At 61.7% G+C, this 12,360-nt stretch carries 13 protein-coding genes; 8 read left to right on the forward strand and 5 right to left on the reverse strand.

The window, feature by feature from the left end; all coding sequences use genetic code 11:
- Positions 1 to 198: 198 nt before the first annotated feature.
- The 4 genes from L981_RS19060 to L981_RS19075 all read right to left on the reverse strand — a co-directional run bounded on the left by L981_RS19060 (position 199) and on the right by L981_RS19075 (position 3,036).
- Entirely contained in the window at positions 199 to 972 is a 774-nt protein-coding gene (locus L981_RS19060; protein WP_043619694.1) for a pyrroline-5-carboxylate reductase, read from the reverse strand.
- 48 nt (positions 973 to 1,020) lie between these two features.
- Positions 1,021 to 1,296: a metal/formaldehyde-sensitive transcriptional repressor gene (locus tag L981_RS19065; RefSeq protein WP_043619696.1), complete on the reverse strand. Its 276-nt coding sequence runs from the start codon at positions 1,294 to 1,296 to the stop codon at positions 1,021 to 1,023.
- A 21-nt stretch (positions 1,297 to 1,317) separates the two neighbouring features.
- Positions 1,318 to 2,316 carry a CDF family Co(II)/Ni(II) efflux transporter DmeF gene (gene dmeF / locus L981_RS19070; protein WP_082006088.1) on the reverse strand — a complete coding sequence of 333 codons (999 nt, stop codon included), beginning with the start codon at positions 2,314 to 2,316 and terminating at the stop codon, positions 1,318 to 1,320.
- Positions 2,317 to 2,415: 99 nt separating this feature from the next.
- A complete protein-coding gene (locus L981_RS19075) occupies positions 2,416 to 3,036 on the reverse strand; it encodes a DUF1638 domain-containing protein (protein ID WP_043619698.1) in 621 nt (206 codons plus the stop codon).
- 39 nt (positions 3,037 to 3,075) lie between these two features.
- On the opposite strand from L981_RS19075, the gene L981_RS19080 reads away from it, so the two are divergent.
- Positions 3,076 to 3,234, forward strand: a complete 159-nt coding sequence (locus L981_RS19080; protein WP_043619700.1) for a hypothetical protein — start codon at positions 3,076 to 3,078, stop codon at positions 3,232 to 3,234.
- A 167-nt stretch (positions 3,235 to 3,401) separates the two neighbouring features.
- Here L981_RS19080 and L981_RS19085 read toward each other — a convergent pair whose 3' ends face one another.
- Positions 3,402 to 4,097: a B12-binding domain-containing protein gene (locus L981_RS19085; protein WP_034788208.1), complete on the reverse strand. Its 696-nt coding sequence runs from the start codon at positions 4,095 to 4,097 to the stop codon at positions 3,402 to 3,404.
- Positions 4,098 to 4,431: 334 nt separating this feature from the next.
- Between L981_RS19085 and L981_RS19090 the strand changes: the two genes are divergently transcribed.
- The 7 genes from L981_RS19090 to L981_RS19115 all read left to right on the forward strand — a co-directional run bounded on the left by L981_RS19090 (position 4,432) and on the right by L981_RS19115 (position 12,055).
- Complete coding sequence (locus L981_RS19090; protein ID WP_043619702.1) at positions 4,432 to 6,006, forward strand: trimethylamine methyltransferase family protein; 1,575 nt, start codon at positions 4,432 to 4,434, stop codon at positions 6,004 to 6,006.
- A gap of 107 nt (positions 6,007 to 6,113) precedes the next feature.
- A complete protein-coding gene (locus L981_RS19095) occupies positions 6,114 to 6,818 on the forward strand; it encodes a 4Fe-4S dicluster domain-containing protein (RefSeq protein ID WP_043619704.1) in 705 nt (234 codons plus the stop codon).
- A gap of 153 nt (positions 6,819 to 6,971) precedes the next feature.
- Complete coding sequence (locus L981_RS19100) at positions 6,972 to 7,499, forward strand: hypothetical protein (RefSeq protein WP_043619706.1); 528 nt, start codon at positions 6,972 to 6,974, stop codon at positions 7,497 to 7,499.
- An 83-nt stretch (positions 7,500 to 7,582) separates the two neighbouring features.
- On the forward strand, positions 7,583 to 8,335 hold the full coding sequence (locus L981_RS34605) for a hypothetical protein (protein WP_156134154.1): 753 nt from the start codon (positions 7,583 to 7,585) through the stop codon (positions 8,333 to 8,335).
- A 274-nt stretch (positions 8,336 to 8,609) separates the two neighbouring features.
- Complete coding sequence (locus tag L981_RS19105) at positions 8,610 to 9,359, forward strand: phosphodiester glycosidase family protein (protein ID WP_043619713.1); 750 nt, start codon at positions 8,610 to 8,612, stop codon at positions 9,357 to 9,359.
- Between the two features lie 123 nt (positions 9,360 to 9,482).
- Positions 9,483 to 10,010: an RNA polymerase sigma factor gene (locus tag L981_RS19110; protein ID WP_043619708.1), complete on the forward strand. Its 528-nt coding sequence runs from the start codon at positions 9,483 to 9,485 to the stop codon at positions 10,008 to 10,010.
- Positions 10,011 to 10,012: 2 nt separating this feature from the next.
- On the forward strand, positions 10,013 to 12,055 hold the full coding sequence (locus L981_RS19115; protein ID WP_082006089.1) for a VWA domain-containing protein: 2,043 nt from the start codon (positions 10,013 to 10,015) through the stop codon (positions 12,053 to 12,055).
- The last annotated feature ends 305 nt before the right edge of the window (positions 12,056 to 12,360 follow it).

Raw genomic sequence — 12,360 nt, forward strand, 5'->3', positions numbered from 1 at the left:
CCTCACCCTAACCCTCTCCCCGCAGGCGGGGAGAGGGGACGTGCCCCGACCTCGTTTCGCCAAGCATGCCGCAGCCGGGCCGGAAATGGTGGCGCTTATCGTTGGTGGCGTCGGGCCTGCGAATCTCCTTCGCCCCGCTTGCGGGGAAAAGGTGGCCGGCAGGCCGGATGAGGGGCATTTTTCAGGCGATTCGGATCGTCACGACGCCGCGGTGATCCGCCGGTGTATGGCCCCGAGACTTTCCCTGAACTTTTCGAAGGTGCCGTGCTCCGTCAATTCCCGCAGCACCTGTTCGTTGATACCGCCGCGGGTGGCGTAGTCCTCGGCCAGATGGGCGAAGCTTGCGTCCGGCGTCGTTGCCGGTGCTTGGCCGAGTGCGCCAAACAGGCTGGCCACATAGTCGCGGCCCTTCGCGTCGTCGACGCCGTTGTCCTTTAGCCAGCTATGGATCGTTTCCAGGTATTTGAAGTAGCTCGCATAGGTGGCGGTCGCCACACTCAGCGCATCGAACTCGCTTTCGCTTGCAACCTCGATCGCCGTGCCGAGCCGGCCGAAAAACGCTGCCATATCCGGATCCGGCGGGAAGATGATCGTCGGCCCCTGGCGGATCGCAATCATCGGCATCGGCAAGGCTTTGGTCACCCGCTTTGCCGGGCCGGCCATGGCGGCGATCTCGTCGCGGGAGAAGGTTGCGATCAGGCTGACGACGTGGTGATCCGGGCGGAAGCGCAGGGCGGGCAGGACATCACGGGCAATCTGCGGCCGGACGCCGAGCATGACCGTGTCGCATTGGTCGAGCACCGCCTGGTTGTCCTTGGCAACCCGCACATCGGCAAATCGGGCGGCAAGGCCGGAGGCGATCTCTTCGTTGCGGGGCGATAGCACGACCGAGGTGGTGTCGCCCTCAAGCGTCTTGAGGCCGGTGACGATCGCCGAGGAGAGGGCGCCGGTGCCGATAAAGCCGAGTTTCATGGAAGTTCCTGTTGCCTGAAATTGCGTTGGTTCGACCAGTCTGTGCGTCTATTTCATATAGGCGCGCACCACGTCCACCAGTTCGGCTGCCGCTTCATCCCTGTCCTTCTGCGACAGGTCGGCTGCGGCCAGATGCATGTGGATATGATCTTCGACGACCTCCGCCATCAGCCCGTTGACCGCGCCGCGAATGCCGGCAATCACCTGCATCACCTCGGCGCAACCCTTTTCTTCCTCCAGCATCCGCTCGACCGCCTCCATCTGGCCGCGCAGGCGGCGGACCCGGTTGATGAGTTTCTGCTTCTCGCGGATCGTATGGGTCATCGGATACTCCGGTTTCGGGCGCTATGCGGCCCTTGGTTCCACCTCGACGGTCACATGCGACAAATCGTGGATGGCGGCAAGCTTCTCGCGATAATAGGACGGCGCCCGCGGATTGTCGGCGACGATCGAGACGATCGCGCCGTGGTGGCCGGGCCCGAGTTGCCAGATGTGCAGATCGACGATTTCGGCATCTTCCCTGGCAACGATCTCGCCGATCTCTTCCGGCAGATCCTCGCCTTCGGGGATGTAGTCGAGCAGGGTCGCGCCGGTGTCGCGGATGAGGCCGAAGGACCAGCGGGCAATGACGATCGCGCCGACGATGCCCATGGCGGGATCGAGCCATAGCCAGCCGTAGATCGCACCGAGGCCAAGGGCGACAATGGCGAGAACCGAGGTCAGCGCGTCGGCGAGAACGTGCAGATAGGCGGCGCGCAGGTTGCGATCCTGGCCGCCTTGATGCGCCTGGTGCCCATGATGATGCCCATGGTGATCGTGGTGGTGATGGCCGTGGTCGTCCTTCAGGAGCCAGGCGCAGACGAGGTTGACGATGAGGCCGGCAACGGCAACGAGGATCGCCTCGCGGAAATCGATCGTGACTGGAGAACCGAGGCGGCGCAGGCTTTCCCAGCCGATCAGAAGCGCGATCAGCGCCAGCACGATAGCGCTGGAGAAGCCCGCGAGATCACCGAGCTTCCCGGTGCCGAAGGTGAAGCGGCGGTTGTTCGCGTGCTTGCGCGCATAGAGATAGGCAAGCGCTGCGATCAGCATCGCGGCCGCATGGGTGGACATGTGCCAGCCGTCGGCAACCAGCGCCATCGACCCGAAGACCTGTCCGGCGGTGATCTCGACCACCATCATCGTTGCGGTGACCGCGATGACGATCCACGTCCGCCGCTCGTTCCGCTCATGATCGCCGCCGAGGAATACATGATCATGGCTGGCCGCAAGCACGCGCGCCTCGTCATGCGAATGCCCGTGGTGAGCGTGGTGGTGATGATGGTCGTGCTCGTGATTGCCCATGTCGATGTCTCCCATATGATATAGGGGGGTACCCTATATGGAGGGCAGCGTAAAGTCTCTGTTTCGGGCCTGCGATTTCAAATTGATGATGTCGCTAATTCACGCCTTCAGAAGCGACGTCGTCAGGTCGCCATAGCCGGTGAAGCGGTATTCGTATTCGAGGCCCAGTCGTTCGGCCGCCTTCTTGGCCTTCTCCTGCAAGCCCGCGTCTTCCTGCTGCGAGAGATAGACCAGCTTGCGGTAATGGCCGAAATACATGTCCCGGAGTTCCGGGTGCCGGTCGAGGCCGAGCGGTTCGATGACGAAGGCTTCGAATTGGCGGGCGAGGAAGTCGGTGAGGAAGAACGCGGTGATGTCGTCGTCCCAGCGGCGGGCGAAATCGTCGTTGCCGGCAAAGAAGGAATAACAGTGCGGGCCGGGGATACGCTCGACCTTTTCTTCCTGCAGCAGCCGGTCCAGCTGGCCGCCTGTGCCGCAGTCGGCATAGGCGACGAAGATGCGCTCAAACCCTTGCGCCCGGGCCTTGGCGATGGCGTCACGAATGCCCGGCGTGATCTTGTCGGGGGTGTTGTGCCAGATGGCGGGCAGACAGTTGAGGTCGATATGGGCGAGCCCGTTCGCCTCGCAGATCGCGAGGATTTCGCGGGCGATGGCGCCGCAACCGATCACGTGAACTTTTTTAGGTTGTGCACGTTCTATTGGCGGCGATATTTTTTCCATCTTGATTCCACTTGGCTCTCAACGGGAAGGAACCTGACCATGACAGTAAAGACCCTTGCGATCGTCGGCGCCGTCCTCGTCGCCCTCTCTACGCTCACTGCCTGCGGCAACACCATTCGCGGCATCGGGCAGGATACCGCAAACACGGTGAACGCGACACAGGCGGCCGGCAAGAAGGTCGCACACTCCGTCAATTAACGCTGCCTCGAAGAGCGCCGCTTCCCAGCGCATGTCCGTTCCAGGTTTCGGTGAAACGATGAGCGGATAGGGTGCATTGCGCCTGGGCAGCGGGCCTGCCGGACATTAAAAAGCCGGCCGCGGTGTCATCTCTGCGGCCGGCTTTGTCATTTCGGATCGTCCGAAGCTCAGCCGGCCAGGCGGTTGTGCTTGCGCTTCATGAAGTCCTTGGCGGTTTCGACGGCGATCGCCGCATCGCGGCAATAGGCGTCGGCGCCGACGGCCTTGCCGAATTCCTCGTTGAGCGGCGCGCCGCCGACGAGAACGACGTAATCGTCGCGCAGGCCCTTTTCCTTCAGCGTGTCGATGACGACCTTCATGTAGGGCATGGTGGTCGTCAGAAGCGCCGACATGCCGAGAATGTCCGGCTGCTCGCGCTCGATGGCTTCGAGATAGTTTTCGACCGGGTTGTTGATGCCGAGGTCGACCACGTCGAAGCCCGCACCTTCCATCATCATGCCGACGAGGTTCTTGCCGATGTCGTGAATGTCGCCCTTGACGGTGCCGATCACCATCTTGCCGAGCTTCGGCGCGCCGGTTTCGGCGAGCAGCGGGCGCAGGATGGTCATGCCGGCCTTCATGGCGTTGGCCGAGAGCAGCACTTCCGGCACGAACAGGATGCCGTCGCGGAAGTCGATGCCGACGATGCGCATGCCTTCGACCAGCGCCTGGGTCAGGACATCATAGGGCGTCCAGCCGCGCTTGAGCAGGATGTTGGTCCCGTCCTCGATTTCCTCCTTCAGGCCGTCATAGAGGTCGTCGTGCATCTGCTGCACGAGTTCTTCGTCGGAAAGGTCCTCGAGAATGATTTCATCGTCTGCCATATTGGGGTTCCTCGGTTCCTGGCACGGTCGCGCGAAATTTTCGGACGCGTCCATCAATCCATAGCGGTCGATGTCTAAAAATCTGTTTTCGAAAGCGACGTCGCATATGACAAAAAGCGACGGGAGGCCGGCTTCTTTTGCCGCCTGTATATTCTTAACAAAAACAATATATTCGCGCCACGCGGTTTTTGCGCCCGCTTGTCGCCGCTCGGCAGTGTTCGAGTTGCGCCACGCCTTGGCGCATTGAGACCCGCAAGGCCCCCGATGCTTGGTAGCATTAGGGCAAATTGATGCTTGAAGGCGCAAAAAGTGATGCGCGGGAGAGGAAAAGCGAATGAGCGACGTGACAGATCAGGGCGCGGTTGAAGGTGGCGGTCGGCGCGCACGCGGCGAGGGACGGGGAGCAGCGGCAAGGCGTGCGTCGCGCACCGGCGGCGGCCCAGGGCCGTCTCTGCCCTATATCCAGCGCAAGATTCGCGAATACGAGGTGCTCGACGAGGAAGGCCTGCAACTGATCGAGCGCAATGCCGACACCATCCTTGAGGAAATCGGCATCGAATTCCGTGACGACGCCGAGGCGCTCGAACTCTGGAAGCAGGCCGGCGCCGACGTGCGCGGCCAGCGCGTGCATTTTCCGAAAGGTCTTTGCCGCGAACTCCTGAAGACGGCACCTTCCGAATTCACCTGGCATGCCCGCAACCCCGAGCGCAGCGCGAAGGTCGGCGGCAAGGCGACGATCTTCGCGCCGGTCTACGGCCCGCCCTTCGTGCGTGACCTTGAAGGTGTGCGGCGCTATGCGACGATCGAGGATTTCCGCAATTTTGTGAAGCTCGCCTATATGGCGCCATCGATGCATTCGTCCGGCGGCACCGTCTGCGAGCCCGTGGACATTCCGGTGAACAAGCGTCACCTCGATATGGTCTACAGCCACATCAAATATTCCGACAAACCCTTCATGGGCTCGGTGACGGCGCCGGAACGCGCCGAAGACACGATCGCCATGGCGAAGATCGTCTTTGGCGACGAGTTCGTCGAAAACAACTGCGTGACGCTCAACCTCATCAACGCCAACTCGCCGATGGTCTTCGACGAGACCATGGTGGGCGCACTCAAGGTCTATGCCCGCCACAACCAGGCCTGCGTGCTTTCGCCCTTCATTCTCTCCGGCGCCATGAGCCCGGTGACGGTCGCAGGCACCTTGACGCAGATTCTCGCTGAAGTTCTCGCCGGTGCCTCCTTCACCCAGCTCATCCGCAAGGGCGCGCCGGTGCTGTTCGGCACCTTTGCCGCGTCGATCTCGATGCAGTCGGGTGCGCCGACCTTCGGCACGCCGGAGCCGTCGCTGGTTTCCTATGGGGCGGCCCAGCTCGCCCGTCGCCTCAAGCTTCCCTTCCGGACCGGCGGTTCGCTCTGCGGCTCCAAGGTGCCGGATGCTCAAGCCGCGCACGAATCGGCCAACACGCTGAACATGACGCTTCTTGCTGGCACCAATTTCGTGCTGCATGCGGCAGGCTGGCTCGAAGGCGGTCTGATCTCGTCCTACGAGAAGTTCATGATCGACCAGGACCAGCTCGGCATGATGCAGAAGATGGCCGAAGGCGTGGATCTTTCGGAAAACGCCCAGGCGCTGGACGCGATCCGCGAAGTCGGCCCGGGCAGCCACTATCTCGGCTGCGCCCATACCCAGGCCAATTTCCAGACGGCCTTCTACCGTTCGCCGCTCGCCGACAACAACTCCTTCGAGCAGTGGGAAGTGGAAGGCGAAAAGCGCATCGAGCAGCGCGCCAATGCGCTGTGCCGCAGCTGGCTGGAACATTACGAGGCGCCTTACCTCGATCCTGAGATCGACGAAAAGCTCAAGGCCTTCATCGAGAGCCGCAAGAACTCGATGCCCGACGCTTTCACCTGAAAGGGTCCCGAGCGAGCCAGGGAGCAAGGCGGCGCGGCGCAGGTGGCCGACATGATCCAGAAGGAGGTCTGGCGCCCGCATTACGAACATCAGGGGCCGAAACCGAAATGACGGCGCCTTCCGCAAATGCGGACAAGACACTCGAAACGATCCGTGCGGCGCTCGCGCCGCACGGTCTTTTTTTGCGCGGAACCGTGAACTTCGCCTCCGGTGAGGCTGCGCCGCTGCTTTCCGATGGCCGTCCGGCGGCAAGCGTGGTGCTGATCGGCAATATCGGCGGCTCGCTGTGGCAGCCCTTCAGTGCCTGGCGGGATGGTCTCTCCGATCGCGGCGGTGCCGATCCTCTGGACACGTGGTCGAAGGCGGTGATCCAGCCGATCGCCGCAGCCTGCGGTGCGACCGCCTATTTCCCGTCCGACCCGCCGTGGCAGCCGTTCCAGCAATGGGCGATGCGGGCCGAGGGTCTGAAGCCGTCGCCATTGGGCATCCTCATCCATACGCGATACGGCCTTTGGCACGGCTATCGCGGCGCGCTCGCCTTCCGTATGCCTCTTGCAGAAACAGGTGAGCGCGCGACAGAGCATCCCTGCGACAACTGCTTAGGAAAGCCCTGCATCTCAGCCTGTCCGGTGGGCGCGGTCGCCGAGGAACGCTTCGATGTCGGGCTCTGTCGCAGCCATCTGCGCACGGATGCGGGCAGGGCCGGTTGCCTCACAAGCGGCTGCATCTCCCGGGCGGTCTGTCCCGTCGGCGGCCGGTATCGCTACCCGCCCGAGCAGTTGCGCTTCCATATGTCTGCGCTTGAAGTGTGAGCGCCGGTCTCCACTCTGGCGCGCAAAGATGGTGCAAATCTCCAAAATGACTAAAATTGGAGGTGTCGTGGAAAGGTAATATTATCGAATTTATAACGATCTGGACGGCGTGGCGTTGGAGTCCATCGTATGAGAGGTAGCCCAGTCGTATCCGTGAGCAACTATCCTCCGCACCTGTCGCGCGAGGACGTGCAGGCGCAGATATCTCGGCTTGACAGCATTCACGCGGCCAACAGCCAGGTTCTGGAGGACGCTTTCAAGCGCCTTCTGGCGATCGGCGCCGGCCACGCGGCCGTCATTGCCGCCTGCATCACCGGCTTCGATGCACTGGTCGACCGTTCGGTCTTTGCCGGCGATCTTCTGCCAGATGCGATCGACATCCTCAGGAAATTTGCGCTCACCGTCAGCGCGCTTGGTCTGTTCCTTACCTTCCTCGCGATCGGCAACAATTACGGCGAGGTGCAGAGGGAAGCGAAGCGCCATGCGGTAAAGCTCGCGACGACGCTCAGGGAAAAGCGGCTGCTGCTTTCGCTGTCGCAGGATGTGCTCAACCGCGACGCCAAGTCATACCTGCTTGCGGGCGTCGGTGGCTTTGCCTGTCTTTGCGTGATCTTCGGGCTCGCGGCTGCCGCCGGCTGCTACGGGCTCGTGATTGCGATGGGGGGCATTGCTGGAAGCTAGCTTTAAAATTGAGGTGTGCTCAAATATCCTACCTTTAAGTGCATGCGAATCTCTCGTCGTATGCTTTGGGAAATAGGGCATTCATGAAGCACATTGATTTACCCGCTCAAAAGGAACTCCTCTGGCATCGTTTGCGGGAGGATCTGAAATCGCTGGTGCCTTGGTTTGCTGACTCTGATCTTCTTCTATGCCCGGCCTGTTGCCGAGCAATCAAATACGATGAGTTTTCAATAGAGCACATTGTGCCCAAACAGGCCGTCGCATGCGATCCTGCCGATGCGCGCCAAGCCGTGTCTCAGAATGAGCGTAGCGGCCTGACCCTACTGTGCAGGAAGCCGCTCATCTACAAAGGAAGGAAGGTGCCTGGCCACGGCTGCAACAGTTGGAAAGGAAAACATTTTGACCCCTTCCTTAAAGAATTGCTTCGCATTAACTTTCGAACAACTACGGTTAACACAAGACATCAAGTAGCGCTGTATTCTGTTGGCTATCTCGCATTGTTTCGGAAGTTTGGCTATCAAGTCGCCCTGTCTCCTGCGGGATTGTTGTGCCGGCGACAGTTCTTCTCTCCGAACACATTTTTGCCGGATGTGCCGCTGAATTGCCAGATAATGCTCACTGGAGAACCGAGAGCGGAATTTAAGGAAGACGAAAAGAGCTATTGGAGCGAACCTTTCAGCATTGGAGTAGAGGGATCAACAGCTTTGGTCGTGCTCAGAAATATAGGATTTCGCGTCCCGATATCCCGAGATCCTACCCAGCCATTTTCCCGAATACTTCCTTACTCTCCAATAAAATTTTCATTCCGACCCGATCTTACAACGGTTTTTGAATGAGCGGTGGAATTCCGCATTGTTCTTTTAGTCACTTTGCCCCCGAGGGCCGCAGGTTTCGATGAGACTACCCCCGACAGCTGCAACGACCCATCCGTTGAACCAGGCTGATAGCGACTTTCGTGTAGTTTCAGGTTTGGGATGATCGCCCGCTTAAGGAACGCCTTTCTGCGATCTGACGACCGGCAAGCGCTTGATGGAATGCCGGATCGCCGTTGCGCCAGAACCGCCGCAATCTCAGGCATGCTTGGTGGCTGATTCGATTGGACCTTTCGCCATGCCGCTTTTTCCAAAACCCTTTCTCGTCGGTGCCGTTCTGTCGGCCGGTCTTGCCGGGCCTGCGCTCGGTGCCTGCCGCGATGTCAGCCATCTTGGTCAGGACTATTTCGCCTGCAGCTTCGACCCGGCAACGAGCGATATCCGCCTCTACAACAAGGATCAGGCCGGCGTGCCCTTCCGCTCGTTCCGGGCGCTGTCGCTCGAACTGCGCCATCGCGAAGAATATATGAGCTTCGCCATGAACGGCGGCATGTATCACGACGATCTGTCGCCGGTCGGCCTGCATATCGAAGAGGGGCGCGAGCAGGCGCCGCTGAACACCAATTCCGGCTGGGGCAATTTCCACCTGCTGCCGAACGGGGTGTTTTTTGTCGGTGACGGCAAGGCGGGGGTGATGGCGGCGGATGCCTATCGCGATGCCCAGCTTACACCGCGGTTTGCCACGCAATCCGGGCCGATGCTGGTTATCGACGGAAAGCTGCATCCGCGCTTCCTGCCCGACAGCACCAGTTACAAGACCCGCAACGGCGTCGGCGTGACGAGCGAGGGCGAGGTGGTTTTCGTCGTCTCGAAGCGCCCGGTGCGGTTCCACGATTTCGCGACGCTGTTTCGCGATACATTGGATTGTCCCAATGCGCTCTTTCTCGACGGCACGATTTCGAGCGTCTATGCGCCTGATATCAACCGCCACGATCGGCTGTTTCCCATGGGCCCGATCATCGCCGTCGTCGGAAAATTTCCACGCTGATCGCCGTTCAAGCGAATGGCGGAGCGGGATTTTTCGCTCGCTCGAAGATTTTTTTGTTTTTGACCCAAGGAATGATCGACCTCCAACGTCTAAGGTTCAAATGAGGTGAGGGCGGGCACGGATTTGGACGCTGAACTCGTCGAAAAGGCGGTAGGGGGAGACCGGCAGGCTTTCGGCCAGCTGGTCGAGCGACACTATGATTTTGTCCATGCGGTCGCCTGGCGCTGGTCGGGCAATGTCTCGGACGCGGAGGACATCGCCCAGGATGTCTGCCTGCGACTGGGGGCGGCCATTCGCGGCTTTCGCGGTACCAGCCGGTTTCGCACCTGGCTTTATACGCTGACGCTGAACGCCGCGCGCGACCATCGGCGGCGGCAGGTGCGCGATAACAGCCGCATGCAGGCCTATGCCAGCGAGCAAGCGACGGCAGCACGCCTTGAGGATCCCGACGAGGAACAGCGCGAGGCGCTCTGGACCGCGGTCCGGGAGCTGCCGGAGAAGCAGTGCGATGCGGTGCTGCTCGTTTATGCCGAAGGCTTGAGCCATGCGGCCGCGGCCGACGTGCTCGGCTGTTCGGAGGCAACGATTTCCTGGCATGTGCACGAGGCGCGCAAGCGCCTGAAGACATTGCTCGGCAAGGAGGCAGTGTGACCATGAGCGACGATTTCGAAAAGCTTGGCCGGATCAATCCGCCGAAGGCTTCGCCGGAAGCGCGCGCCCGTGCGCTTGCCTTGGCCATGCAGGCCTTCGACGAAGCCGAAGAAAATTCGAATGCCACCCAAGGATCGGTTCGGCCGGTTCGTCAAAGCTCCATCTTCAACCGGATATGGAGCCCTATCATGAACCGGAAACTGCTTGCAGGATCGGCGCTGGCAACCCTTCTCGTCGTGCCCGCCGCCGCCTTCCTGACGCTGGAACTGACACGCGACGGTGCGCCCTTCGGCGAACGCGCGCAGGAAATCGCGCTGAAGGACGAGGCGAAGAAGGAAACGGAGCGCCAGAAGCCGGAGCCGCAGATGGCGGCCAAGAAGGCGGCTGCCGAAGAACGTGCGCGCCAGCAGGAAGCGAAAACCGTGGAGGCGCCAGCGACCGTAGAGGCCGAAAGCGAAGCTGCGGCACCTGCTGCGCAGGCCGATGCGATGGCCAACAGTGTTGCACGCGACAGCGTCGCGCCGCTCTCGGCCGTCGGCGGTGCGCAGCCGCAGATGACATACCTGCCAGCCCCCGTGGTTCAGGAGGAGCTGGTCGCCGCACCCCAGGAAAACCGCGAGCGCTTCGGCAAGGCCGACGCCAATCCGGTGAAGAGCGTTGCGACCGATCCGGTCTCGACCTTCTCGGTCGACGTCGACACGGCATCCTATGCCTTTGTGCGCCGTTCGTTGATGGAAGGGCAGGTGCCCGAGCGCGACGCCGTGCGGGTCGAGGAGATGGTCAACTACTTCCCCTATGACTGGCCTCGGCCGGCAAGCGCTGCCGAACCCTTCAAGGCGACGGTGACGCTGACGCCGACGCCCTGGAATGGTGGCACGCGGCTGATGCATGTGGCGATCAAGGGTTACGACGTCGTGCCGGCGGAAGCGCCGAAGGCGAACCTCGTCTTCCTGATCGACGTGTCCGGCTCGATGGACGAGCCCGACAAGCTGCCGCTCTTGAAAGGCGCCTTCCGGCTGCTGGTCGAGAAATTGAAGCCCGAGGATACGGTCTCGATCGTCACTTACGCAGGCAACGCCGGGACGGTGCTCGAGCCGACGGCAGTCAAGGACAAGGCGAAGATCCTTGCAGCCATCGATACCTTGCAGCCGGGCGGCTCGACCGCCGGCGCGGAAGGGATCGACGCGGCCTACGGGCTTGCCGAAAAAGCCTTCGTCAAGGGCGGGGTCAACCGCATCATGCTGGCGACGGATGGCGACTTCAATATCGGCCCGTCAAGCGACGAGGACCTGAAACGGCTGATCGAGGACAAGCGCAAGAGCGGCATCTTCCTGTCCGTGCTGGGTTTCGGCCGCGGCAACTACAACGACGCACTGATGCAGACGATCGCCCAGAACGGCAACGGCACGGCCGCCTATATCGACACACTTGCCGAGGCGCAGAAGACGCTGGTGGAGGAGGCGGGGTCTTCGCTGTTCCCGATCGCCAAGGACGTCAAGCTGCAGGTGGAGTTCAATCCGGCGGCGATTGCCGAGTACCGGCTGATCGGCTACGAGACGCGTGCCTTGAAGCGCGAGGACTTCAACAACGACAAGGTGGACGCCGGTGACATCGGTTCCGGCCACAGCGTGACGGCGATCTACGAGGTGACGCCGAAGGGCAGCCCGGCGGTGCTCAACGACGACCTGCGCTATGCGACGACGGAAAAGCCGGCGGCAGAGGCGAGCGCAAGCAGCGGCGAACTCGCCTTCCTGAAGATCCGCTACAAGAAGCCGGATGGTGATGCGAGCGAGCTGATCACCACGCCGGTAACCGAGGCCAATGCGGTGCCGTCGCTCGCCGAGGCGTCCACTGATGTGCGCTTCTCGGTGGCAGTGGCCGCCTTCGGGCAGAAGCTTGCAGGGGTGACGGCGCTCGCTGACTATTCCTATGACTCAGTCATCGATCTCGCCGTAGCCGCCAAGGGCACCGATCCGTTCGGCTATCGCGGCGAATTCGTCAATCTGGTGCGGCTGGCCAAGGGGCTCAGCGGTTCCGGGAAATGAGCTGAGGAAGCCCCCGCGGCGAGGGCGTGCCCCTCATCCGCCTGCCGGCACCTTCTCCCCGTCATGACGGGGAGAAGGGACAAGCGGCGACCGTTTCGCCCACGTGAAGGCTCAGATTGCTCCTGACGTTGAGGTCTGTCCGTGGAGCGTGCGCCCAGCGGCTCTCTCGCCGCTTGCGGGGAGACCTCAGGCGCGAGGGTCGATCGCAGCGAAGATGAATTAACACCTGCGATCTGGCACCCAAGGGGCGCCCAGCGGCTCTCTCCCCGCCTGCGGGGAGAGATGTCCGGCAGGACAGTGAGGGG

This window comes from Ensifer sp. ZNC0028, from assembly GCF_000799055.1.
GTDB lineage: Bacteria > Pseudomonadota > Alphaproteobacteria > Rhizobiales > Rhizobiaceae > Ensifer.

Excerpts from the sequence above, each read along its gene's own strand:
- L981_RS19065 (WP_043619696.1), bottom strand. The coding sequence starts at position 1,296 with ATGACCCATACGATCCGCGAGAAGCAGAAACTCATCAACCGGGTCCGC.
- L981_RS19060 (WP_043619694.1), bottom strand. The coding sequence starts at position 972 with ATGAAACTCGGCTTTATCGGCACCGGCGCCCTCTCCTCGGCGATCGTC.
- L981_RS34605 (WP_156134154.1), top strand. The coding sequence starts at position 7,583 with ATGAAGCACATTGATTTACCCGCTCAAAAGGAACTCCTCTGGCATCGT.
- L981_RS19080 (WP_043619700.1), top strand. The coding sequence starts at position 3,076 with ATGACAGTAAAGACCCTTGCGATCGTCGGCGCCGTCCTCGTCGCCCTC.
- L981_RS19090 (WP_043619702.1), top strand. The coding sequence starts at position 4,432 with ATGAGCGACGTGACAGATCAGGGCGCGGTTGAAGGTGGCGGTCGGCGC.
- L981_RS19075 (WP_043619698.1), bottom strand. The coding sequence starts at position 3,036 with ATGGAAAAAATATCGCCGCCAATAGAACGTGCACAACCTAAAAAAGTT.
- L981_RS19095 (WP_043619704.1), top strand. The coding sequence starts at position 6,114 with ATGACGGCGCCTTCCGCAAATGCGGACAAGACACTCGAAACGATCCGT.
- L981_RS19115 (WP_082006089.1), top strand. The coding sequence starts at position 10,013 with ATGAGCGACGATTTCGAAAAGCTTGGCCGGATCAATCCGCCGAAGGCT.
- L981_RS19085 (WP_034788208.1), bottom strand. The coding sequence starts at position 4,097 with ATGGCAGACGATGAAATCATTCTCGAGGACCTTTCCGACGAAGAACTC.
- L981_RS19105 (WP_043619713.1), top strand. The coding sequence starts at position 8,610 with ATGCCGCTTTTTCCAAAACCCTTTCTCGTCGGTGCCGTTCTGTCGGCC.
- dmeF (WP_082006088.1), bottom strand. The coding sequence starts at position 2,316 with ATGGGCAATCACGAGCACGACCATCATCACCACCACGCTCACCACGGG.